Here is a 22,252-nt window from a genome sequence, read left to right as displayed (position 1 = left end):
AGTGGGTAATAATTTAATGCAGACGGACCTTTCCGTCTGGGGTATGTATCAGCACGCCGATATTGTCGTTAAGTGCGTGATGATTGGGCTGATTCTGGCCTCCGTAGTCACCTGGGCAATCTTTTTCAGTAAGAGCGTAGAGTTCTTCAACCAGAAGCGTCGCCTGAAGCGCGAGCAGCAACTGCTGGCTGAAGCACGCTCTTTAAACCAGGCCAGCGATATCGCCGCTGATTTTGGTAGCAAAAGCTTAAGCCTGCATTTGCTCAATGAAGCGCAGAACGAGCTGGAACTGTCAGAAGGCAGCGACGATAACGAAGGTATTAAAGAGCGTACCAGTTTCCGCCTTGAGCGTCGGGTCGCCGCAGTAGGTCGTCAAATGGGCCGCGGGAACGGTTATCTTGCTACCATCGGCGCAATTTCGCCGTTCGTTGGTCTGTTTGGTACGGTCTGGGGCATCATGAACAGCTTTATTGGTATCGCGCAAACGCAAACTACCAACCTGGCAGTGGTTGCACCGGGTATTGCAGAAGCGTTGCTGGCAACGGCAATCGGTCTGGTGGCAGCGATTCCGGCGGTCGTTATCTATAACGTATTTGCACGCCAGATTGGCGGCTTTAAAGCGATGCTTGGCGATGTCGCAGCGCAGGTATTGTTGCTGCAAAGCCGTGACCTGGATCTGGAAGCCAGCGCCGCTGCGCATCCGGTTCGTGTTGCACAAAAATTACGCGCAGGATAATGTCCGATGGCAATGCATCTTAACGAAAACCTCGACGATAACGGCGAAATGCATGATATCAACGTGACGCCGTTTATCGACGTGATGTTGGTTCTGCTGATTATCTTTATGGTGGCGGCACCGTTAGCGACGGTAGATGTGAAGGTGAACTTGCCTGCTTCTACCAGCACGCCGCAGCCGCGCCCGGAAAAACCGGTTTATCTGTCGGTGAAGGCGGACAACTCAATGTTTATCGGTAACGATCCGGTCACCGATGAAACGATGGTTACGGCGCTGAATGCGTTAACCGAAGGTAAGAAAGATACTACCATCTTCTTCCGTGCAGATAAGACCGTCGACTACGAGATGTTGATGAAGGTAATGGATAAGCTGCATCAGGCAGGTTACCTGAAGATTGGTCTGGTCGGCGAAGAAACTGCCAAAGCGAAGTAAAGAGAATTGCCTGATGCGCTACGCTTATCTGGCCTACAAAATCTATCGCAACGTGTTGAATTTGCACTAGCTGGTAGGCCAGATAAGGCGTTTACGCCGCATCCGGCAAGGTTAAAAGCACAATGATGCCCGGTTGCTATCACACAACCGGGTATTTTTTAGCCTAAATGTTCGCCGCCACACACGCCGTGCACTTCTGCGGTGACATAGCTCGACTCCTGACTTGCCAGATAAACATATACAGGGGCCAGCTCCGCCGGTTGCCCCGCACGTTTCATCGGTGTTTTCTGACCAAACTGCGGGATCTTATCCTGCGTCTGTCCGCCGGAAATTTGCAGTGCTGTCCAGATAGGGCCTGGCGCGACAATATTCACCCGAATACCTTTCTCCGCGACTTGTTTTGCCAGGCCACGGCTGTAGTTCAGAATCGCCGCCTTCGTAGCCGCATAGTCCAGCAAATGCGGGCTTGGCTGGTAGGCCTGGATTGACGAAGTGGTGATGATACTGGCGCCTTTCGGTAGCAGGGGAATTGCTTCCTGGGTTAGCCAGAACAGCGCGAAAACGTTAATGGTAAAGGTCTTTTGAAACTGTTCGCTGGTGAGGTCTGCAATATCAGGAATGGCAACCTGTTTCCCGGCGACCAGCGCCATAATATCCAGCCCGCCTAATGCCTTATGCGCGTCGTGAACCAGCGAACGGGCAAATTTCTCATCGCTTAAATCGCCCGGCAGCAGAATGGCTTTGCGTCCGCATTCTTCAATGATCTTTTTCACATCCTGAGCATCTTCTTCTTCCACGGGAAGATAACTGATCGCCACGTCAGCGCCTTCACGCGCGTAAGCGATGGCGGCAGCGCGACCGATTCCGGAATCGCCCCCTGTCACCAGTGCTTTACGATCTTTCAGGCGACCGCTACCGACATAGGTTTTCTCGCCGCAATCTGGCACGGGCGTCATCTTCGTCTGAATGCCGGGCGCTGGTTGTTTCTGTTTGGGATATTCACCAGTGTAATACTGTGTGGTCGGGTCTTTTAAATGAGACATCGCTTTTCTCCCTTCAGGTTCAACGTCCTTTAAGGGTAGACGCACGCGCCACGGTAATCAGGGAACCAGGAAGATCCCTAAACCTCGGATTTATGCGATAACGGGTTAACGTATATGTTGATTTGCTGTTGCGTGCTGTTAACTCAATTGCGATATACTGTTGCCCGTTTTAACTACACGACAGGAATGTATGGAACGTTTTCTTGAAAATGCAATGTATGCTTCTCGCTGGCTGCTTGCCCCCGTGTACTTTGGCCTTTCGCTGGCGCTGGTTGCCCTGGCGCTGAAGTTCTTTCAGGAGATTATTCACGTCCTGCCGAATATCTTCTCAATGGCAGAATCAGATTTGATCCTCGTGTTGCTGTCGCTGGTGGATATGACGCTGGTTGGCGGTTTGCTGGTGATGGTGATGTTTTCCGGTTATGAGAATTTCGTCTCGCAGCTGGATATCTCCGAGAACAAAGAGAAACTGAACTGGCTGGGGAAAATGGACGCAACGTCGCTAAAAAACAAAGTGGCAGCGTCGATTGTGGCAATCTCTTCCATTCACTTACTGCGCGTCTTTATGGATGCGAAAAATGTCCCGGATAATAAACTGATGTGGTACGTCATTATCCATCTGACGTTTGTGCTTTCTGCATTTGTGATGGGCTATCTTGACCGACTGACTCGTCATAATCACTGATCTGATTCGGGCGCGGTTCTCGCGCCCGGTATTAACTTGTTATTTATCGGAAGATGCTTGCCACAGGTTTAGCTCGCCATCGGCGATATTCTGGTCAATCTGCGCCAGTTCTTCGGCACTAAACGCCAGATTATTCAATGCCTGCACGTTCTCCTCCAGTTGCTCTGGACGACTGGCACCAATCAATACCGACGTCACTCGCTCATCTTTCAGCAACCAGCTTAACGCCATTTGCGCCATCGACTGACCGCGCTGCTGCGCCATTTCATTCAATAACCGCAGGCTGTTGAGGTTAGCGTCGGTGAGCATTTTCGGTGTCAGGCCGCGCACTTTATGACCTTCGCGATGCATCCGTGAATCTTCAGGAATGCCGTTGAGATATTTTCCGGTCAGCAATCCCTGGGCCAGTGGAGTGAAGGCAATGCAGCCCACGCCGTTATTTTGCAGGGTATCCAGCAGGCCACTTTTATCCACCCAGCGGTTCAGTAAATTGTATGAAGGCTGATGAATTAACAGCGGAATTTTCCATTCGCGCAGCAACTCGACCATTTTTTGCGTCCGCTCTGGCGAGTATGAAGAGATCCCAACATACAGCGCCTTACCACTTTGCACCGCATGGGCAAGCGCAGAGGCGGTTTCTTCCATTGGCGTATTTTCATCGACGCGATGAGAGTAAAAGATATCGACATACTCAAGCCCCATACGCTTCAGGCTTTGGTCGAGGCTGGCGAGCAGGTATTTACGTGAGCCGCCAGAGCCGTACGGGCCGGGCCACATATCGTATCCGGCTTTGGTAGAGATAATCAGTTCATCGCGATAAGCGGCAAAATCCTCCCGCAGCAGGCGACCAAAGTTCTCTTCTGCACTTCCTGGAGGCGGCCCGTAATTGTTGGCTAAATCAAAGTGCGTAATGCCTAAATCAAACGCTTTACGCAGGATCGCGCGCTGTGATTCCAGCGCGTTAACGTGACCGAAATTGTGCCATAAACCGAGCGATAACGCGGGCAGGCGTAAACCGCTTTTTCCGCAATACCGGTACTGCATCTGCCCGTAACGTTCGGGATTCGCTAACCAGACCATGACATCTCCTTTCCACCATTCAATTTCGAAACAATGTTTCTAGTCTAGCGATTTACCTGGACGTATCCCGTAGCATCGCTCACAGAGTGACGAAAAACTGGGCAAAAACACACGCTTATGCTTTGCTTAAAAAAACAACAGTTGAGGAGTAAAACGATGCCGCGTTTGACCGCCAAAGATTTTCCGCAAGAGTTGCTGGATTACTACGACTATTACGCTCACGGGAAAATATCGAAACGTGAGTTCCTCAACCTGGCAGCGAAGTACGCGGTGGGCGGGATGACGGCGTTAGCGTTGTTTGATTTGCTCAAGCCAAATTACGCGTGGGCGACCCAGGTGGAGTTTACCGACCCGGAGATTGTCGCTGAGTACATCACATATCCTTCGCCAAATGGTCACGGCGAGGTTCGTGGTTATCTGGTGAAACCTGCGAAGATGGGCGACAAAACACCCGCTGTGGTGGTCGTACATGAAAATCGTGGGCTGAATCCGTATATCGAAGATGTAGCACGGCGGGTGGCTAAAGCGGGATACATCGCTCTGGCACCCGACGGTTTAAGTTCCGTTGGTGGTTACCCGGGAAATGATGATAAAGGCCGCGAACTGCAACAGCAGGTTGATCCAACCAAACTGATGAATGATTTCTTTGCCGCAATTGAGTTTATGCAACGCTATCCCCAAGCCTCGGGCAAAGTTGGCATAACCGGATTTTGCTATGGCGGTGGTGTCTCGAACGCGGCTGCCGTGGCGTATCCGGAACTGGCCTGCGCGGTGCCGTTTTATGGTCGCCAGGCACCTACTGCCGATGTGGCAAAGATCGAAGCGCCTTTACTGCTCCACTATGCTGAACTGGACACCCGAATCAATGAGGGCTGGCCCGCTTACGAGGCGGCGTTGAAGGCTAATAACAAAGTCTATGAAGCGTATATTTATCCGGGGGTTAACCATGGATTCCATAATGATTCCACGCCACGTTATGACAAATCAGCCGCCGATCTTGCCTGGCAAAGGACGCTGACATGGTTCGATAAATATCTTTCCTGAAGTGTTTATCCCTTAAAGGATAACGTCCTACATGTGCAGGAAAAAATAGCGTGCGTAAAAGTCGGAGTTTGCCTAAAATATCGCTATATATACTGATATATAACGTTTGAGGTAAACGATGAATAACCATTTCGGTAAAGGCTTAATGGCGGGATTAAAAGCAACGCATGCCGACAGTGCAGTTAATGTGACTAAATTTTGCGCCGATTATAAACGTGGTTTTGTATTAGGCTACTCGCACCGGATGTATGAAAAGACCGGCGATCGCCAGCTCAGCGCCTGGGAAGCGGGTATTCTGACGCGCCGTTATGGGCTGGATAAAGAGATGGTAATGGATTTCTTTCGTGAGAATAATTCCTGTTCTACGTTGCGCTTTTTTATGGCGGGTTATCGCCTCGAAAATTGATCAAACATACGTATTATCTTGCTTTAATTAATTACACTAATGCTTATTCCCTTCGTTTTAGCGCCCCGCCGCAGTATCATTGTAATGATAACCATAATAAATGTGTGGTAAATGGCGCATCGATCGCATTATTGATTTTGCGGTTGAGGCAAAATATATGCCAGGTCTTCGCAACGGAATAACTATAAATGACTGGAGATAACACCCTCATCCATTCTCACGGCATTAATCGTCGTGATTTCATGAAGCTTTGTGCAGCATTAGCCGCCACCATGGGGTTAAGTAGCAAAGCCGCCGCAGAGATGGCCGAATCGGTCACTAACCCGCAGCGCCCGCCGGTTATCTGGATTGGCGCGCAGGAATGCACCGGTTGTACGGAATCTCTGCTTCGTGCGACGCATCCAACGGTAGAAAACCTCGTGCTGGAGACTATCTCTCTGGAGTATCACGAAGTGCTTTCTGCCGCCTTCGGCCATCAGGTTGAAGAGAACAAACACAACGCGCTCGAGAAATACAAAGGGCAGTATGTGTTGGTTGTGGATGGTTCCATCCCATTAAAAGATAACGGTATTTATTGCATGGTTGCCGGTGAGCCGATTGTGGACCACATCCGCAAAGCGGCAGAAGGCGCAGCAGCCATTATCGCTATCGGTTCCTGCTCCGCGTGGGGCGGCGTCGCCGCTGCCGGGGTTAACCCGACTGGCGCGGTCAGCCTGCAAGAAGTTCTGCCAGGCAAAACCGTTATTAACATTCCAGGCTGCCCGCCGAACCCGCACAACTTCCTCGCGACCGTTGCGCACATCATCACTTACGGTAAACCGCCGAAGCTGGATAACAAAAACCGCCCGACCTTCGCTTATGGTCGTCTGATTCACGAACATTGCGAACGTCGTCCGCACTTCGATGCTGGTCGTTTTGCCAAAGAGTTCGGCGATGAAGGCCACCGCGAAGGCTGGTGCCTGTACCACCTCGGCTGTAAAGGGCCAGAAACTTACGGCAACTGCTCAACGCTGCAATTCTGCGACGTTGGCGGCGTGTGGCCGGTGGCAATTGGTCACCCATGCTATGGCTGTAACGAAGAAGGTGTCGGCTTCCATAAAGGCATCCATCAGCTTGCCAACGTCGAAAACCAGACGCCGCGTTCACAAAAACCGGATGTCAACGCTAAAGAAGGCGGCAACGTCTCTGCGGGCGCTATCGGTTTGCTCGGCGGTGTGGTTGGGCTGGTTGCCGGTGTCAGCGTGATGGCGGTGCGTGAACTGGGTCGTCAGCAAAAGAAAGATAACGCTGACTCACGGGGAGAATAACCGTGAACAGACGTAATTTTATTAAAGCAGCCTCCTGCGGGGCATTGCTGACGGGCGCACTGCCGTCTGTCAGTCATGCGGCTGCTGAAAACCGCCCGCCAATTCCGGGATCGCTGGGTATGTTGTACGACTCGACCTTGTGCGTAGGCTGTCAGGCTTGCGTCACCAAGTGTCAGGATATCAACTTCCCTGAACGTAACCCGCAAGGGGAACAGACCTGGTCGAACAACGACAAACTGTCGCCGTATACCAATAACATCATTCAGGTGTGGACCAGCGGCACGGGCGTCAACAAAGACCAGGAAGAGAACGGCTACGCGTACATTAAGAAACAGTGTATGCATTGCGTCGATCCGAACTGTGTCTCCGTGTGTCCGGTTTCTGCACTGAAAAAAGATCCGAAAACCGGCATTGTCCATTACGACAAAGATGTGTGCACCGGCTGCCGTTACTGCATGGTTGCCTGTCCGTACAACGTGCCGAAGTACGACTACAACAACCCGTTTGGTGCGCTGCATAAATGTGAGCTGTGCAACCAGAAAGGTGTGGAACGTCTCGATAAAGGCGGTCTGCCTGGCTGCGTAGAAGTATGCCCGGCGGGGGCGGTGATTTTTGGTACGCGTGAAGAGCTGATGGCGGAGGCGAAAAAACGTCTGGCGCTGAAGCCTGGCAGCGAATACCACTATCCGCGTCAGACGCTGAAATCTGGCGACACTTACCTGCATACGGTGCCGAAATATTATCCGCATCTGTACGGCGAGAAAGAGGGCGGCGGTACTCAGGTTCTGGTACTGACGGGCGTTCCTTATGAAAATCTCGACCTGCCGAAACTGGACGATCTTTCTACCGGTGCGCGTTCCGAAAATATTCAACACACCCTGTATAAAGGCATGATGCTACCACTGGCTGTGCTGGCGGGCTTAACCGTGCTGGTTCGTCGCAACACCAAAAACGACCATCACGACGGAGGAGACGATCATGAGTCATGATCCACAACCGCTGGGCGGCAAAATCATCAGTAAACCGGTCATGATTTTTGGACCGTTAATCGTCATCTGTATGCTCCTGATTGTGAAGCGTCTGGTGTTCGGTCTGGGCTCTGTCTCCGACCTGAACGGCGGCTTCCCGTGGGGCGTGTGGATCGCGTTTGACCTGTTGATCGGCACCGGCTTTGCCTGTGGTGGCTGGGCGCTGGCGTGGGCGGTATACGTCTTTAACCGTGGGCAATACCATCCGCTGGTGCGTCCGGCGCTGTTGGCAAGTCTGTTCGGTTATTCACTGGGCGGCTTGTCGATCACCATCGACGTTGGTCGTTACTGGAACCTGCCGTACTTCTACATTCCGGGTCACTTTAACGTGAACTCGGTACTGTTCGAGACGGCGGTCTGTATGACCATCTACATCGGCGTGATGGCACTGGAGTTTGCTCCGGCACTGTTTGAACGTCTGGGCTGGAAGGTTTCTCTCAAGCGTCTGAACAAGGTGATGTTCTTCATCATTGCACTTGGCGCGCTGTTGCCGACCATGCACCAGTCTTCAATGGGGTCGCTGATGATCTCGGCGGGCTACAAAGTGCATCCGCTGTGGCAGAGCTATGAAATGTTGCCGCTGTTCTCGCTGCTGACGGCGTTCATCATGGGCTTCTCGATTGTCATCTTTGAAGGTTCGTTGGTGCAGGCGGGTCTGCGTGGCAATGGTCCAGATGAAAAGAGCCTGTTCGTCAAGCTGACGAATACCATCAGCGTACTGCTGGCGATTTTCATCGTGCTGCGCTTTGGCGAGCTTATCTATCGCGACAAGCTGTCGTTAGCGTTTGCCGGTGACTTCTACTCCGTGATGTTCTGGATTGAAGTCCTGCTGATGCTCTTCCCGCTGGTGGTTCTGCGTGTGGCGAAGCTGCGTAATGATTCCCGCATGTTGTTCCTGTCAGCACTGAGCGCGCTGTTAGGTTGTGCAACCTGGCGTCTGACCTATTCGCTGGTGGCATTCAACCCGGGCGGCGGTTACGCCTACTTCCCGACCTGGGAAGAACTGTTGATTTCTATTGGTTTTGTGGCTATTGAGATTTGCGCTTACATCGTACTCATTCGTCTACTGCCGATACTTCCTCCTTTAAAACAAAACGATCATAATCGTCATGAGGCGAGCAAAGCATGAGCCAGAGAATTACTATTGATCCGGTAACCCGAATTGAAGGGCATTTACGCATCGATTGCGAAATCGAAAATGGCGTCGTTTCGAAAGCATGGGCTTCCGGTACCATGTGGCGCGGCATGGAAGAGATCGTGAAAAACCGCGATCCGCGCGATGCATGGATGATTGTGCAACGTATCTGTGGCGTATGTACTACTACTCACGCACTGTCTTCCGTTCGTGCGGCAGAGAGTGCGCTGAATATCGACGTTCCGGTTAACGCGCAATACATCCGTAACATCATTCTGGCTGCGCACACCACGCATGACCATATCGTTCATTTCTATCAGCTTTCGGCGCTGGACTGGGTGGACATCACTTCTGCACTGCAAGCTGATCCAACCAAAGCCTCCGAAATGCTGAAAGGCGTTTCGACCTGGCATCTGAACAGCCCGGAAGAGTTCACCAAAGTTCAGAACAAGATCAAAGATCTGGTTGCCAGCGGTCAGCTGGGTATTTTCGCCAATGGCTACTGGGGTCACCCGGCGATGAAACTGCCGCCGGAAGTGAACCTGATTGCGGTAGCGCACTACCTGCAAGCGTTGGAATGCCAGCGTGACGCTAACCGCGTCGTGGCGCTGCTGGGCGGTAAAACGCCGCACATTCAGAACCTGGCGGTAGGTGGGGTCGCGAACCCGATCAACCTCGACGGTCTGGGTGTGCTGAACCTTGAGCGCCTGATGTACATCAAGTCTTTCATCGACAAGCTGAGCGACTTTGTTGAGCAGGTTTACAAGGTTGATACCGCCGTTATCGCCGCGTTCTACCCGGAATGGCTGACGCGCGGTAAAGGTGCGGTGAACTACCTGAGCGTGCCGGAATTCCCGACCGACAGCAAAAACGGCAGCTTCCTGTTCCCGGGCGGCTACATTGAGAATGCGGATCTGTCCTCGTATCGTCCGATCACTTCTCATTCCGATGAATACCTGATCAAAGGGATTCAGGAAAGCGCGAAGCACTCCTGGTATAAAGACGAAGCGCCGCAGGCACCGTGGGAAGGCACCACCATTCCGGCTTACGACGGTTGGTCTGACGACGGTAAATACTCCTGGGTGAAATCGCCGACTTTCTACGGCAAAACGGTAGAAGTGGGGCCGCTGGCTAACATGCTGGTGAAACTGGCGGCAGGTCGCGAGTCTACCCAGAACAAACTGAATGAAATCGTTGCGATTTATCAGAAACTGACTGGCAACACGCTGGAAGTGGCGCAGCTGCACTCCACGCTGGGCCGTATTATTGGTCGTACCGTTCACTGCTGCGAATTGCAGGATATCCTGCAAAACCAGTACAGTGCACTGATCACCAATATCGGCAAAGGAGATCACACCACCTTTGTGAAGCCGAACATTCCGGCAACGGGCGAGTTCAAAGGCGTTGGCTTCCTTGAAGCACCGCGCGGTATGCTCTCTCACTGGATGGTGATCAAAGACGGTATCATCAGCAACTACCAGGCGGTTGTTCCATCAACCTGGAACTCCGGTCCGCGTAACTTCAATGATGACGTCGGTCCTTACGAGCAGTCGCTGGTGGGCACGCCGGTTGCCGATCCGAATAAACCGCTGGAAGTGGTGCGTACCATTCACTCCTTCGACCCGTGCATGGCCTGTGCGGTACACGTAGTGGATGCCGACGGCAACGAAGTGGTTTCAGTGAAGGTTCTGTAATGCGTATTTTAGTCTTAGGGGTCGGCAATATTTTGCTGACCGATGAAGCCATCGGTGTGCGGATTGTTGAAGCGTTAGAGCAACGATACATTCTGCCGGATTATGTTGAGATCCTCGATGGCGGCACGGCGGGAATGGAGCTGCTTGGCGACATGGCAAATCGCGATCATCTGATTATCGCCGATGCCATTGTCTCGAAAAAGAACGCGCCGGGAACGATGATGATCCTGCGGGATGAAGAAGTTCCGGCGTTGTTTACCAACAAAATCTCTCCGCATCAGCTTGGCCTGGCCGACGTCTTGTCGGCCCTGCGCTTCACCGGTGAGTTTCCGAAAAAGCTGACCCTGGTCGGCGTGATCCCGGAATCACTGGAGCCGCACATCGGCTTAACGCCGACGGTTGAAGCAATGATTGAACCTGCGCTTGAGCAGGTTCTGGCTGCGCTGCGCGAATCAGGCGTGGAAGCTATCCCACGGGAGGCAACTCATGGCTGAAGAGATAGCAGGTTTCCAGACCTCCCCGAAGGCGCAAGTACAGGCAGCATTTGAAGAAATTGCCCGGCGTTCGATGCACGATCTCTCTTTTCTGCATCCTTCAATGCCGGTGTATGTTTCCGACTTTACGCTGTTCGAAGGTCAGTGGACGGGGTGTGTGATCACCCCGTGGATGCTGAGTGCAGTTATCTTCCCCGGCCCGGATCAACTTTGGCCGCTGCGCAAAGTGAGTGAAAAAATCGGTCTGCAACTGCCGTATGGCACTATGACCTTTACCGTTGGCGAACTGGACGGTGTGTCGCAATACCTCTCCTGCTCGCTGATGTCGCCGCTTTCGCACAGCATGTCGATTGAAGAGGGCCAACGCCTGACGGATGACTGCGCGCGAATGATCCTTTCGCTGCCAGTCACTAATCCGGATGTACCACATGCAGGGCGTCGCGCCCTGCTGTTTGGTCGCAGGAGTGGCGAAAATGCATGAGTTGTCGCTTTGCCAGAGCGCCGTTGAGATTATCCAACGGCAGGCGGAGCAGCACGATGTTAAGCGCGTCACCGCCGTGTGGCTGGAAATTGGCGCGCTCTCCTGCGTTGAGGAGAGCGCCGTCCGTTTTAGTTTTGAAATTGTCTGCCAGGGAACGGTGGCGCAAGGGTGCGATTTACATATCGTCTATAAACCCGCCCAGGCTTGGTGCTGGGATTGCAGCCAGGTGGTGGAGATTCATCAGCACGATGCGCAGTGTCCGCTCTGTCACGGCGAGCGGTTGCGTGTCGATACCGGCGATTCGCTGATCGTCAAAAGTATTGAAGTTGAATAACCGGAGTTAACAATGTGTATTGGCGTTCCAGGCCAGGTGCTGGCTGTCGGTGAAGATATTCACCAGCTTGCGCAGGTTGAAGTATGTGGTATCAAGCGCGACGTGAATATCGCCCTGATTTGCGAAGGTAACCCTGCCGATCTGCTGGGCCAGTGGGTACTGGTGCACGTCGGATTTGCCATGAGCATCATCGACGAAGACGAAGCCAAAGCCACATTAGACGCACTGCGCCAAATGGATTACGACATTACCAGCGCGTGATGATTAAAACCGGATGCTTTCGTAGGCCTGATAAGACGCGCGAGCGTCGCATCAGGCATTGTGCTTGATTGCCGGATGCGGCGTGAACGCCTTGTCCGGCCTACATGGCTTGCTGCGATATGCACCAACCATTACCCCTGACGCTTATCTTCCGTATTTGTCTCGAAATCACTGGCGTCATGGCGCTCATGCAACTGCTCGTTCAGCGGCCCGTTGGTGCGGTTAACAATACGCCCACGTTTCACTGCCGGACGTTCGCCCACTTCTTTCGCCCAGCGTTGCACATGCTTATAACTGCCCGCATCAAGAAACTCTGCGGCATCATACACGCCACCTAACACCACGTTGCCAAACCACGGCCAAATCGCCATATCCGCAATGGTGTACTCGTCTCCCGCAACAAACTTGTGCTGCGCCAGCTGCTTATCCAGCACGTCGAGAAGACGCTTGGCTTCCATGGTAAAGCGGTTAATGGCGTACTCAATTTTCACTGGCGCGTAATGATAAAAGTGACCAAAACCACCGCCGAGGAACGGCGCAGCGCCCTGTAACCAGAACAGCCAGTTCATCGTTTCGGTACGCTTTGCCAGATCCTGCGGCAGGAAGTAGCCAAATTTCTCGGCCAGATAAAGCAGAATCGATCCTGACTCAAACACGCGGATTGGCGGGTTATGCGTATGATCGCGCAGAGCGGGAATTTTCGAGTTCGGGTTCACTTCGACAAAACCGCTGGAGAATTGATCGCCATCGCCAATGCGAATCAGCCACGCGTCGTACTCTGCGCCGGTGACGCCCAGCGCCAGCAGCTCCTCAAGCATAATCGTTACTTTCTGACCGTTCGGCGTTCCCAGCGAATAGAGTTGCAATGGGTGTTTGCCAACGGGCAGCGTTTTTTCATGTGTCGGACCAGAAACCGGGCGATTGATATTGGCGAACGCGCCGCCAGCGGATTTATCCCACGTCCAGACTTTCGCGGGCTGATAAGTATTGTCTGCCATAGTGAGTTGCCTTCTGAGTGGTAGTGTTGAAGCAGTGTAGCAGGTCACTTGCTGTACAGAATGTGAATTTTTTAACCCTTTGCGCCAGCCGCTGCGTTGAGGTGTATGATAAGTCTAACCTCTGTCCGGTTAATGTCGCTGAGCAGGTAATCAGAGCACAACAATTACGCCAACTGCTTAGGTTGTATTGTTAAAGGTAAAGTGATGAGCAAAGGAACGACCAGCCAGGATGCCCCGTTCGGGACGTTATTGGGCTACGCCCCCGGTGGTGTAGCAATCTACTCTTCAGATTACAGTTCTCTCGATCCGCAGGAATACGAAGATGACGCCGTATTCCGTAGCTATATCGACGACGAATATATGGGCCACAAATGGCAATGCGTTGAGTTTGCTCGCCGTTTTCTCTTTCTGAACTACGGTGTGGTCTTCACTGACGTGGGCATGGCGTGGGAGATTTTCTCGCTGCGCTTCTTGCGTGAAGTGGTTAATGACAACATTCTGCCATTGCAGGCATTTCCTAACGGTTCGCCGCGTGCGCCGGTCGCGGGCGCGCTTCTTATCTGGGATAAAGGCGGTGAATTTAAAGATACCGGCCATGTCGCCATCATTACGCAATTACATGGCAACAAAGTCCGTATTGCCGAACAGAACGTGATTCATTCCCCGTTGCCGCAAGGGCAACAGTGGACGCGCGAGCTGGAGATGGTGGTAGAAAACGGCTGCTATACCCTCAAAGACACCTTTGATGACACCACTATTCTGGGCTGGATGATTCAGACGGAAGATACCGAATACAGCTTGCCACAGCCGGAAATTGCAGGCGATTTGTTGAAGATCAGCGGAGCGCGCCTGGAAGACAAAGGCCAGTTTGACGGTAAATGGCTGGATGAAAAAGATCCGCTGCAAAACGCCTACGTGCAGGCGAACGGTCAGGTGATCAATCAGGATCCGTATCATTACTACACCATTACGGAGAGCGCCGAACAGGAGCTGGTTAAAGCCACCAACGAGCTGCATCTGATGTATCTTCACGCCACCGATAAAGTGCTGAAAGATGACAACCTGCTGGCGCTGTTCGATATTCCGAAAATCCTCTGGCCGCGTTTGCGCCTCTCCTGGCAGCGTCGTCGCCACCATATGATCACCGGTCGTATGGATTTTTGTATGGATGAGCGTGGCCTGAAGGTCTATGAATACAACGCCGACTCCGCCTCCTGTCATACTGAAGCGGGCTTGATCCTCGAACGTTGGGCGGAGCAGGGCTATAAAGGCAACGGCTTCAATCCGGCGGAAGGTCTGATTACCGAACTGGCTGGCGCGTGGAAACACAGTCGCGCGCGTCCGTTTGTCCATATCATGCAGGACAAAGATATTGAAGAGAACTATCACGCTCAGTTTATGGAGCAGGCGCTGCAACAGGCGGGCTTTGAAACGCGTATCTTGCGCGGGCTAGATGAACTGGGCTGGGATGCTGCCGGACAACTGATTGATGGGGAAGGGCGACTGGTTAACTGCGTATGGAAGACCTGGGCGTGGGAAACGGCGTTTGATCAGATTCGCGAAGTCAGCGACCGTGAATTTGCTGCGGTCCCGATTCGCACTGGTCATCCGCAAAATGAAGTGCGCCTGATTGACGTTCTGCTACGCCCGGAAGTGCTGGTTTTTGAACCGCTTTGGACGGTGATCCCTGGCAACAAAGCGATTCTGCCAATTCTCTGGTCGCTGTTCCCGCATCATCGTTATCTGCTGGATACCGATTTCACTGTTAATGATGAACTGGTGAAAACCGGTTACGCCGTGAAACCGATTGCCGGTCGCTGTGGTAGCAATATCGACCTGGTCAGCCATCATGAAGAGGTGCTCGACCAAACCAGCGGTAAATTTGCCGAGCAGAAAAATATCTACCAGCAACTGTGGTGTCTGCCAAAAGTGGACGGTAAATACATTCAGGTATGTACTTTCACCGTGGGCGGCAACTACGGTGGGACGTGTTTGCGCGGCGATGAATCTCTGGTCATCAAAAAAGAGAGTGATATTGAGCCGTTAATTGTGCTGAAAGAGTAATAGACTTTTTCGCAAACCCGTGCTGATTATCAAAAATAGTCAGCACGGAAAATCGTTCATGGAATGCTCAAAATATTGAATATTGAAATACATTAAGTTAATAAATTCACAATATGAATGTATTAATGATTGAAATGATTCGACATTAATTATTTCTTAAAACTTTGAATGGCAACTTATTATCTGATACTAAAGAAATAACACTCTTTTTATCGTTAAAAGATGATATTTCACTTTGCCCGCGCCGTTAAAGTCACTGATAATGCGTCCGTTCGTAAATTCAAAATGGCGTAATCTAATATATGCTAAATTTATTTGTTGGCCTTGATATATACACGGGGCTTTTGTTATTACTTGCTCTGGCATTTGTGTTGTTCTACGAAGCAATCAATGGTTTTCATGACACGGCGAATGCGGTGGCAACCGTTATTTATACTCGTGCCATGCAGCCACAGCTTGCCGTGGTAATGGCGGCATTTTTTAACTTTTTTGGCGTATTGCTTGGCGGACTTAGCGTCGCCTATGCCATCGTCCATATGTTGCCAACTGATTTGTTGCTGAATATGGGGTCAACCCACGGTCTGGCGATGGTCTTTTCCATGCTGCTGGCGGCGATTATCTGGAACCTGGGAACGTGGTTCTTTGGTTTACCGGCCTCCAGTTCGCACACATTGATTGGCGCGATTATCGGCATCGGCTTAACCAACGCGCTATTGACCGGCTCGTCGGTGATGGATGCGTTAAACCTGCGTGAAGTGACCAAGATTTTCTCCTCGTTAATTGTCTCCCCCATCGTCGGCCTGGTCATTGCGGGTGGTCTGATTTTCCTGCTGCGCCGTTTCTGGAGCGGGACAAAAAAGCGTGACCGTATTCACCGCATTCCTGAAGATCGCAAAAAGAAAAAAGGCAAACGTAAGCCGCCATTCTGGACGCGTATTGCGCTGATTGTTTCCGCTGCGGGCGTGGCGTTTTCGCACGGCGCGAACGACGGGCAGAAAGGGATCGGCCTGGTGATGCTGGTACTGGTGGGGATTGCCCCTGCAGGTTTCGTCGTCAATATGAACGCGTCCGGCTATGAAATTACCCGTACCCGCGATGCCGTCATCAATTTCGAACACTATCTGCAACAGCATCCTGAACTACCGCAGAAGTTGATTGCAATGGAACCTCCATTGCCTGCGGCATCGACTGATGGCACGCAAGTGACGGAGTTCCATTGTCATCCGGCAAATACCTTTGATGCGATTGCGCGCGTTAAAACGATGCTGCCGGGCAATATGGAAAGCTACGAGCCGTTAAACGTAAGTCAACGCAGTCAGCTGCGCCGTATTATGCTTTGTATCTCTGATACCTCTGCGAAGCTGGCGAAACTGCCAGGCGTTAGCAAAGAAGACCAGAGCCTGCTGAAAAAACTGCGCAGCGATATGTTAAGCACCATTGAATATGCTCCAGTGTGGATAATCATGGCGGTGGCTTTAGCACTCGGTATTGGCACCATGATTGGCTGGCGCCGTGTAGCGATGACCATCGGTGAGAAAATTGGTAAGCGCGGCATGACTTATGCGCAAGGGATGGCGGCGCAGATGACGGCGGCGGTATCTATCGGTCTTGCCAGTTATATTGGGATGCCTGTTTCCACAACTCACGTACTCTCTTCTGCGGTGGCGGGGACGATGGTGGTAGATGGCGGTGGGTTACAGCGTAAAACGGTAACCAGTATCCTGATGGCGTGGGTGTTTACCTTACCGGCGGCAATTTTTCTGTCTGGTAGTCTGTACTGGATTGCATTGCAGCTTATCTAACCTTCCTGTTAATGCCCGGTCCTGCGATCGGGCATTATCACTTCTGACTAGCGATAACCTCGCGCTGTCATAAAATCCATTATCGCTTTTTCCGCATCAACCAGCACTTGTTCCAGCGGTTGATTGGCATCGATATCAACCAGTTGCGCGCCTCCAAAGGTTAACTTTGGCGTTATGGCAATTTTCTTCGCCAGAGATTCTCGTTTGTGGTCAGGCTTACGCGCGCAGGCCACGTCCAGGGAGACATTGAGTTTGATGACCAGATCAGGCTTATGGCTCGCCATCCAGTGAAATGCTTTACGTTCCTGACTTGCCAGCCATGACACAAAACGACCACCTTCAACGTTAGGCGGGAACACCGTACCATCGTAAGCGCCAGGAATCTGGTCCTGTGGATAACGGTCGGTTAAAACAATTAACCCGCGACGACGACAGGCAAGCATATGACGAAAGCGCAGTAAGCGGCGGGCGACAAACGCTGTAATTACCAGCGCCGGAACTGGCCCAGGCAATTTTTTCGCTGTTTTCACTTTATTGCGTTCAATTGATTTATTAAGCGATTTTCCCATTAAGGGCAGTTTTACCACTGCACGACCGACATTTCCGGCTTGCTTTCCTAAATGAACTCTTTCTGCGGCACCATATTTTTCGACAACGGTAATGAGATGTTCACAAACCGTTGACTTGCCTGAACCATCACTACCAATAACGGCTATTAATGGAGGTGTTATAGACTGCATGAATATATCCTTAAATTTAAATATCCATCCCAAATATTTATCTGGTTAATATGTTTTAATGAAAGCGTAATTCAGGTCAATGTCACAATTAACCATTGTCACAATAAGGTTGAACGGATATTCTGAGCACGGACCACGTAATATTCAATACATTATTTGCTGCCGGGTTTTTCGTGAATCAACGTAATATGTCAATATTTAATTCCATGCCAGTGCGTGTTATTGCCATTGTGGGATGTGATGGTTCAGGTAAATCGACCCTCACGGCAAGCCTGGTGAATGAACTGGCAGCAATAATGCCAACAGAACAAATTTATCTTGGGCAGTCTTCCGGACGAATTGGCGAATGGATTTCACAGTTCCCTATAATTGGCGCCCCTTTTGGGCGTTATCTGCGGGGTAAGGCAGCTCATGTACATGAAAAGCCCTCAACACCGCCTGGCAATATTACCGCGCTGGTTATCTATTTGCTTTCCTGCTGGCGGGCGTACAAGTTTCGCAAAATGTTGAGAAAAAGCCAGCAAGGCTTTTTGTTGATTACCGACCGCTACCCGCAGGTTGAAGTCCCTGGCTTTCGTTTTGATGGTCCACAACTGGCTAAAACTAAAGGCGGTAATGGCTGGGTAAAAATGTTAAGGCAGCGCGAGCTGAAGCTGTACCAATGGATGGCGTCTTATTTGCCCGTATTGTTGATTCGTCTTGGCATTGATGAACAAACCGCGTTTTCGCGTAAACCTGACCATCAACTGGCGGCGTTACAGGAAAAAATCGCCATTACGCCGCAACTGACTTTCAACGGCGCCAGGATCCTTGAACTGGATGGTCGGCAACCAGCCGATGAAATCCTGCAAGCGTCACTACGTGCAATTCACGCCGCACTTTCCTGATCACCAAAATGGATAGGGGATGATTTAAAGAATGGATGCACTACAAACGCAAGCTGTTAACAGCACTACCGCGCCGCAGCCCAGCTACATTCCGGGGCTAATTGCGGTGGTCGGGTGCGATGGCACCGGCAAATCCACGCTGACCACCGATCTGGTGAAATCATTGCAACAGCACTGGCAAACCGAGCGGCGCTATCTGGGGCTACTGTCCGGTGAAGACGGCGACAAAATCAAACGATTACCGTTGGTTGGTGTCTGGCTGGAGCGGCGACTGGCGGCAAAATCCTCGAAAACCCAAAGCATGAAAACTCGCTCTCCGGCGCTCTGGGCGGCGGTGATTATGTACTGCTTCTCGCTGCGAAGAATGGCGAACCTTCGTAAGGTTCAGCGACTGGCGCAAAGCGGCGTTCTGGTGGTAAGCGATCGCTTTCCGCAGGCGGAAATTTCCGGTTTTTATTATGACGGGCCGGGGATTGGCGTCGAGCGCGCGACCGGGAAAATCAACCAATTTCTGGCGCAACGCGAGCGACAGTTATACCAACAAATGGCGCAGTACCGTCCTGAATTAATCATTCGTTTGGGGATTGATATTGATACTGCCATCTCCCGCAAGCCTGACCATGACTATGCCGAGTTGCAGGACAAAATCGGCGTCATGTCGAAGATTGGCTATAACGGCACAAAAATTTTAGAGATTGATTCCAGAGCGCCCTACAGCGAAGTGCTGGAACAGGCACAGAAAGCGGTTTCTCTGGTTGCCATCGTTTCTGACCGCCGAAGCTTGACTTAAGGCAGACGGGATATTTTTCATTTTTCAACGATAAGGTCTGGCTGAATTGGCAGGTTTTAACATCAAACATTGGTTTGCAGATGGAGCCTTTCGCACCATTATTCGTAACAGCGCCTGGTTAGGTTCCAGCAATGTCGTGAGTGCCTTGCTGGGCTTACTGGCGCTTTCGTGCGCCGGTAAAGGAATGACTCCAGCGATGTTTGGCGTACTTGTCGTCATACAGTCTTATGCCAAGTCGATTAGTGATTTTATTAAGTTTCAGACATGGCAGTTGGTGGTGCAGTACGGAACGCCAGCATTAACCAACAATAATCCCCAGCAATTCCGCAATGTCGTCTCATTTTCCTTCTCGCTGGATATCGTCAGTGGTGCGGTGGCGATTGTCGGCGGCATTGCCTTACTGCCATTCCTTTCCCATTCATTAGGTCTGGATGACCAAAGCTTTTGGCTGGCGGCGCTCTATTGCACACTTATTCCTTCAATGGCTTCCTCCACGCCGACCGGCATTTTGCGTGCGGTTGATCGCTTCGACTTAATTGCTGTACAGCAGGCGACGAAACCTTTTCTGCGTGCGGCGGGCAGCGTAATCGCCTGGTATTTTAACTTTGGCTTTGCCGGATTTGTTATCGCCTGGTACGCATCGAATCTGGTTGGCGGCACTATGTACTGGTGGTTTGCCGCGCGCGAATTACGCCGCAGAAATATCCATAACGCGTTCAAATTGAATCTGTTTGAGTCTGCCCGACACATCAAAGGCGCATGGAGTTTTGTCTGGTCAACCAACATTGCCCATTCCATTTGGTCGGCGCGTAATTCATGTAGCACGGTACTGGTGGGGATCGTATTAGGGCCAGCTGCTGCCGGGTTATTTAAAATCGCCATGACATTCTTCGATGCTGCCGGGACGCCCGCCAGTTTGTTGGGTAAGAGTTTTTACCCTGAAGTCATGCGCTTAGATCCACGAACTACCAGACCGTGGCTCCTGGGTGTGAAGTCTGGATTACTGGCTGGTGGGATTGGCATTCTGGTGGCGCTGGCCGTGTTAATCGTTGGCAAGCCACTTATTTCACTGGTGTTTGGTGTTAAGTATCTCGAAGCGTATGACCTGATCCAGGTGATGCTCGGAGCCATTGTTATTTCGATGCTGGGCTTCCCACAGGAGTCATTATTGCTAATGGCAGGGAAACAGCGTGCTTTTCTCGTGGCGCAAACCATCGCCTCTATCGGCTACATCGTGTTGCTGTTCATGTTCTGCCATCTGTTTGGCGTGCTGGGGGCAGCATTTGCTTACTTCGGTGGGCAATGTCTTGATGTGGTGCTCTCGTTAATTCCGACATTAAAGGCGTTCTTTCAACGCCATTTATTGGCCTATAACGCAGTGGGAGAAAAATCCCAATGATGAAAAAATATTTTCCACTTGAGGTCAGTGAGCGTTTATTTATCGCGGTCGAAGAAGATGATGTTGTTGACGCTCAAGTTAGCTTACCACCAACGATCGCACTGCGTTGTTCATCGGAAATTATTCATGATAATTATGCATTATGCCTGAGATTCTGGTTGGACGGAGTCAATCGCAAGGCGTTACTCCACCTGACCCTGAAGCAGGCTAAAGGTGACCCTCTTACCGACGAAGAACGCAAACAGTATAAATACATGCGAGCGCGCTACAAGCATCTGCGTTTTGCGCAACGGCTGTATTTAAAGAAGCATCAGGCTGGTTTTTTATTTGGCAAAACGACCGTTTTTCTGGGGCGTTTTCAGGATGGTTTTCGTAACGGTAAGAAAAATATTGTGTCGTATTACGGCAACCTGTTACGTATTTATTTAAGCTCTCCTGTCTGGTGGCTGGTGAACTATTCATTACGCCATAGCCAGCTAGAAAGCGTTAATGGTTTTATCGCTTATCGGCAGAAGCAAATGCGCATCCTGAAAGAAATTATTGCCAGGCCGCAGCTAACCGGCAGGGAATTTCATGATGTGCGAAAAATCATCAGTCAGCAGGTTTCTTATTACGACACTCTAAGATCGCTTGATCCCGAAAATACAGAGGCGTTGCAGATTTCCCGCTTCCTGGCGGCCATTAATGGCCTGATGGGGGATAAGCACGACGACATGGTGGCGGATGATTTGGACAATCGCCAATCGTATGATGCGCCAGTGGCACTCGACAGCGATATTCGTCAGCGCTTAGAACTGCTGATTTCGCGTTTTCCGCTATAACCGGAGTAATGATGTCCTCTCGTCTGATTACTGCGCTGATATTTTCACTCTTCTCGTTCGGCGCTACTGCGCACAATTTCGTCATCGGAAAACCGGTCACACCTGTTTATATTCAGGACGGTGGCGAATTACTGCTCAAAAATGACGAAATTTACTATCAAAAGTGGAACAGCACGCAGCTGAAGGGAAAAGTCCGCATTATTCAGTATATCGCCGGACGAAAGTCAGCGAAGAAGAAGAACTCTCTGTTAATCAAAGCAGTAGAAACAGCAAACTTTCCTCAGGATCGTTTTCAGCCCACCACCATTGTGAACACCGATGATGCCATCTTCGGCACCGGCTATTTTGTGACAGGTAAAATTGAAAAAAATAAACGTCGTTATCCGTGGGCGCAATTCGTAATCGACGGCAGCGGTCTGGGGCGCGTTGCCTGGCAACTGCCGGAACAGAGTTCAACCATTCTGGTGCTGAATAAATACGGGCAAATTCAGTGGGCGAAGGACGGCAGCCTGACGCCAGAAGAGGTTGATCAGGTCATTGCGTTGGCGCAGAAGCTGATCAATGAATAAAAAACTCAAAGGATTGAGGGCG

Annotated in this window: 24 protein-coding genes; 20 read left to right on the top strand and 4 right to left on the bottom strand. The window is 51.3% G+C overall.

What is annotated here, in order from left to right; all coding sequences use genetic code 11:
* The first annotated feature begins 1 nt into the window (after position 1).
* Positions 2–736, top strand: coding sequence for a tol-pal system-associated acyl-CoA thioesterase (gene exbB / locus FEK43_RS01125; protein ID WP_130208037.1), 735 nt, complete (start codon positions 2–4; stop codon positions 734–736).
* A gap of 6 nt (positions 737–742) precedes the next feature.
* Positions 743–1,168 carry a TonB system transport protein ExbD gene (exbD, locus tag FEK43_RS01120; RefSeq protein ID WP_130208035.1) on the top strand — a complete coding sequence of 142 codons (426 nt, stop codon included), beginning with the start codon at positions 743–745 and terminating at the stop codon, positions 1,166–1,168.
* Between the two features lie 158 nt (positions 1,169–1,326).
* On the opposite strand, the gene yghA is transcribed toward exbD, so the two are convergent.
* The gene (yghA, locus tag FEK43_RS01115; protein ID WP_135407872.1) at positions 1,327–2,211 is read right to left on the bottom strand and encodes an NADP(+)-dependent aldehyde reductase; all 885 of its coding nucleotides are present in this window, start codon (positions 2,209–2,211) and stop codon (positions 1,327–1,329) included.
* A gap of 190 nt (positions 2,212–2,401) precedes the next feature.
* Here yghA and FEK43_RS01110 point away from each other — a divergent pair, with 190 nt between their 5' ends.
* Positions 2,402–2,896, top strand: coding sequence for a TIGR00645 family protein (locus FEK43_RS01110; RefSeq protein WP_000439331.1), 495 nt, complete (start codon positions 2,402–2,404; stop codon positions 2,894–2,896).
* A 39-nt stretch (positions 2,897–2,935) separates the two neighbouring features.
* Here the strand turns inward: FEK43_RS01110 and gpr are convergent, their stop codons facing one another.
* Positions 2,936–3,976: an L-glyceraldehyde 3-phosphate reductase gene (gpr, locus tag FEK43_RS01105; protein ID WP_135407870.1), complete on the bottom strand. Its 1,041-nt coding sequence runs from the start codon at positions 3,974–3,976 to the stop codon at positions 2,936–2,938.
* Between the two features lie 156 nt (positions 3,977–4,132).
* Here gpr and yghX point away from each other — a divergent pair, with 156 nt between their 5' ends.
* From yghX to hybG, 10 genes are all read left to right on the top strand, one after another.
* Positions 4,133–5,020, top strand: coding sequence for a YghX family hydrolase (gene yghX / locus FEK43_RS01100; protein WP_130208029.1), 888 nt, complete (start codon positions 4,133–4,135; stop codon positions 5,018–5,020).
* Positions 5,021–5,138: 118 nt separating this feature from the next.
* Positions 5,139–5,426, top strand: a complete 288-nt coding sequence (gene yghW / locus FEK43_RS01095) for a DUF2623 family protein YghW (protein ID WP_001059136.1) — start codon at positions 5,139–5,141, stop codon at positions 5,424–5,426.
* Positions 5,427–5,614: 188 nt separating this feature from the next.
* The gene (gene hybO, locus FEK43_RS01090; RefSeq protein WP_130208025.1) at positions 5,615–6,733 is read left to right on the top strand and encodes a hydrogenase 2 small subunit; all 1,119 of its coding nucleotides are present in this window, start codon (positions 5,615–5,617) and stop codon (positions 6,731–6,733) included.
* A gap of 2 nt (positions 6,734–6,735) precedes the next feature.
* Entirely contained in the window at positions 6,736–7,722 is a 987-nt protein-coding gene (gene hybA / locus FEK43_RS01085) for a hydrogenase 2 operon protein HybA (protein WP_001081870.1), read from the top strand.
* The gene (gene hybB, locus FEK43_RS01080; protein ID WP_000017694.1) at positions 7,712–8,890 is read left to right on the top strand and encodes a Ni/Fe-hydrogenase cytochrome b subunit; all 1,179 of its coding nucleotides are present in this window, start codon (positions 7,712–7,714) and stop codon (positions 8,888–8,890) included. Before hybA ends, hybB begins: the two co-directional genes overlap by 11 nt.
* On the top strand, positions 8,887–10,590 hold the full coding sequence (gene hybC / locus FEK43_RS01075; protein ID WP_000083065.1) for a hydrogenase 2 large subunit: 1,704 nt from the start codon (positions 8,887–8,889) through the stop codon (positions 10,588–10,590). The genes hybB and hybC overlap by 4 nt, the downstream gene beginning before the upstream one ends.
* Positions 10,590–11,084: a HyaD/HybD family hydrogenase maturation endopeptidase gene (locus FEK43_RS01070; RefSeq protein ID WP_001221941.1), complete on the top strand. Its 495-nt coding sequence runs from the start codon at positions 10,590–10,592 to the stop codon at positions 11,082–11,084. The genes hybC and FEK43_RS01070 overlap by 1 nt, the downstream gene beginning before the upstream one ends.
* Complete coding sequence (gene hybE, locus FEK43_RS01065) at positions 11,077–11,565, top strand: hydrogenase-2 assembly chaperone (protein WP_000796938.1); 489 nt, start codon at positions 11,077–11,079, stop codon at positions 11,563–11,565. The genes FEK43_RS01070 and hybE overlap by 8 nt, the downstream gene beginning before the upstream one ends.
* Positions 11,558–11,899, top strand: coding sequence for a hydrogenase maturation nickel metallochaperone HypA (hypA, locus tag FEK43_RS01060; RefSeq protein WP_000544957.1), 342 nt, complete (start codon positions 11,558–11,560; stop codon positions 11,897–11,899). Before hybE ends, hypA begins: the two co-directional genes overlap by 8 nt.
* Before the next feature lie 12 nt (positions 11,900–11,911).
* A complete protein-coding gene (gene hybG / locus FEK43_RS01055) occupies positions 11,912–12,160 on the top strand; it encodes a hydrogenase maturation factor HybG (protein WP_000334896.1) in 249 nt (82 codons plus the stop codon).
* A gap of 131 nt (positions 12,161–12,291) precedes the next feature.
* Here the strand turns inward: hybG and yghU are convergent, their stop codons facing one another.
* Positions 12,292–13,158, bottom strand: a complete 867-nt coding sequence (gene yghU, locus FEK43_RS01050; protein WP_126665286.1) for a glutathione-dependent disulfide-bond oxidoreductase — start codon at positions 13,156–13,158, stop codon at positions 12,292–12,294.
* Positions 13,159–13,362: 204 nt separating this feature from the next.
* Here yghU and gss point away from each other — a divergent pair, with 204 nt between their 5' ends.
* Positions 13,363–15,222, top strand: coding sequence for a bifunctional glutathionylspermidine amidase/synthase (gene gss, locus FEK43_RS01045; protein ID WP_130208023.1), 1,860 nt, complete (start codon positions 13,363–13,365; stop codon positions 15,220–15,222).
* Positions 15,223–15,524: 302 nt separating this feature from the next.
* Positions 15,525–17,024, top strand: a complete 1,500-nt coding sequence (gene pitB, locus FEK43_RS01040) for an inorganic phosphate transporter PitB (RefSeq protein ID WP_130208021.1) — start codon at positions 15,525–15,527, stop codon at positions 17,022–17,024.
* Positions 17,025–17,071: 47 nt separating this feature from the next.
* Here the strand turns inward: pitB and FEK43_RS01035 are convergent, their stop codons facing one another.
* Positions 17,072–17,764 (bottom strand): dTMP kinase, encoded by a 693-nt coding sequence (locus FEK43_RS01035; protein ID WP_130208019.1) that lies wholly within the window; start codon positions 17,762–17,764, stop codon positions 17,072–17,074.
* Positions 17,765–17,937: 173 nt separating this feature from the next.
* On the opposite strand from FEK43_RS01035, the gene FEK43_RS01030 reads away from it, so the two are divergent.
* From FEK43_RS01030 to FEK43_RS01010, 5 genes are read left to right on the top strand one after another with little or no spacing between them, the layout of a single operon-like run.
* Positions 17,938–18,651: a dTMP kinase gene (locus FEK43_RS01030; RefSeq protein WP_135407868.1), complete on the top strand. Its 714-nt coding sequence runs from the start codon at positions 17,938–17,940 to the stop codon at positions 18,649–18,651.
* Between the two features lie 31 nt (positions 18,652–18,682).
* The gene (locus tag FEK43_RS01025) at positions 18,683–19,441 is read left to right on the top strand and encodes a hypothetical protein (RefSeq protein WP_064529665.1); all 759 of its coding nucleotides are present in this window, start codon (positions 18,683–18,685) and stop codon (positions 19,439–19,441) included.
* 46 nt (positions 19,442–19,487) lie between these two features.
* The gene (locus tag FEK43_RS01020) at positions 19,488–20,840 is read left to right on the top strand and encodes a lipopolysaccharide biosynthesis protein (protein WP_130223985.1); all 1,353 of its coding nucleotides are present in this window, start codon (positions 19,488–19,490) and stop codon (positions 20,838–20,840) included.
* Positions 20,837–21,661, top strand: coding sequence for a hypothetical protein (locus FEK43_RS01015; RefSeq protein WP_130218126.1), 825 nt, complete (start codon positions 20,837–20,839; stop codon positions 21,659–21,661). Before FEK43_RS01020 ends, FEK43_RS01015 begins: the two co-directional genes overlap by 4 nt.
* 11 nt (positions 21,662–21,672) lie before the next feature.
* Positions 21,673–22,230: a YtfJ family protein gene (locus FEK43_RS01010; protein WP_130259458.1), complete on the top strand. Its 558-nt coding sequence runs from the start codon at positions 21,673–21,675 to the stop codon at positions 22,228–22,230.
* The last annotated feature ends 22 nt before the right edge of the window (positions 22,231–22,252 follow it).

This window comes from Escherichia sp. E2562 (assembly GCF_005781075.1).
In the GTDB taxonomy this organism is placed as follows: Bacteria; Pseudomonadota; Gammaproteobacteria; order Enterobacterales; family Enterobacteriaceae; genus Escherichia.
Note: the sequence above shows the minus strand (reverse complement) of the source record. Positions and strands in the feature narration are given on the sequence as shown.

Excerpts from the sequence above, each read along its gene's own strand:
- exbD (WP_130208035.1), top strand. The coding sequence starts at position 743 with ATGGCAATGCATCTTAACGAAAACCTCGACGATAACGGCGAAATGCAT.
- yghA (WP_135407872.1), bottom strand. The coding sequence starts at position 2,211 with ATGTCTCATTTAAAAGACCCGACCACACAGTATTACACTGGTGAATAT.
- FEK43_RS01110 (WP_000439331.1), top strand. The coding sequence starts at position 2,402 with ATGGAACGTTTTCTTGAAAATGCAATGTATGCTTCTCGCTGGCTGCTT.
- gpr (WP_135407870.1), bottom strand. The coding sequence starts at position 3,976 with ATGGTCTGGTTAGCGAATCCCGAACGTTACGGGCAGATGCAGTACCGG.
- yghX (WP_130208029.1), top strand. The coding sequence starts at position 4,133 with ATGCCGCGTTTGACCGCCAAAGATTTTCCGCAAGAGTTGCTGGATTAC.
- yghW (WP_001059136.1), top strand. The coding sequence starts at position 5,139 with ATGAATAACCATTTCGGTAAAGGCTTAATGGCGGGATTAAAAGCAACG.
- hybO (WP_130208025.1), top strand. The coding sequence starts at position 5,615 with ATGACTGGAGATAACACCCTCATCCATTCTCACGGCATTAATCGTCGT.
- hybB (WP_000017694.1), top strand. The coding sequence starts at position 7,712 with ATGAGTCATGATCCACAACCGCTGGGCGGCAAAATCATCAGTAAACCG.
- hybC (WP_000083065.1), top strand. The coding sequence starts at position 8,887 with ATGAGCCAGAGAATTACTATTGATCCGGTAACCCGAATTGAAGGGCAT.
- FEK43_RS01070 (WP_001221941.1), top strand. The coding sequence starts at position 10,590 with ATGCGTATTTTAGTCTTAGGGGTCGGCAATATTTTGCTGACCGATGAA.
- hybE (WP_000796938.1), top strand. The coding sequence starts at position 11,077 with ATGGCTGAAGAGATAGCAGGTTTCCAGACCTCCCCGAAGGCGCAAGTA.
- hypA (WP_000544957.1), top strand. The coding sequence starts at position 11,558 with ATGCATGAGTTGTCGCTTTGCCAGAGCGCCGTTGAGATTATCCAACGG.
- hybG (WP_000334896.1), top strand. The coding sequence starts at position 11,912 with ATGTGTATTGGCGTTCCAGGCCAGGTGCTGGCTGTCGGTGAAGATATT.
- yghU (WP_126665286.1), bottom strand. The coding sequence starts at position 13,158 with ATGGCAGACAATACTTATCAGCCCGCGAAAGTCTGGACGTGGGATAAA.
- gss (WP_130208023.1), top strand. The coding sequence starts at position 13,363 with ATGAGCAAAGGAACGACCAGCCAGGATGCCCCGTTCGGGACGTTATTG.
- pitB (WP_130208021.1), top strand. The coding sequence starts at position 15,525 with ATGCTAAATTTATTTGTTGGCCTTGATATATACACGGGGCTTTTGTTA.
- FEK43_RS01035 (WP_130208019.1), bottom strand. The coding sequence starts at position 17,764 with ATGCAGTCTATAACACCTCCATTAATAGCCGTTATTGGTAGTGATGGT.
- FEK43_RS01025 (WP_064529665.1), top strand. The coding sequence starts at position 18,683 with ATGGATGCACTACAAACGCAAGCTGTTAACAGCACTACCGCGCCGCAG.
- FEK43_RS01015 (WP_130218126.1), top strand. The coding sequence starts at position 20,837 with ATGATGAAAAAATATTTTCCACTTGAGGTCAGTGAGCGTTTATTTATC.
- FEK43_RS01010 (WP_130259458.1), top strand. The coding sequence starts at position 21,673 with ATGTCCTCTCGTCTGATTACTGCGCTGATATTTTCACTCTTCTCGTTC.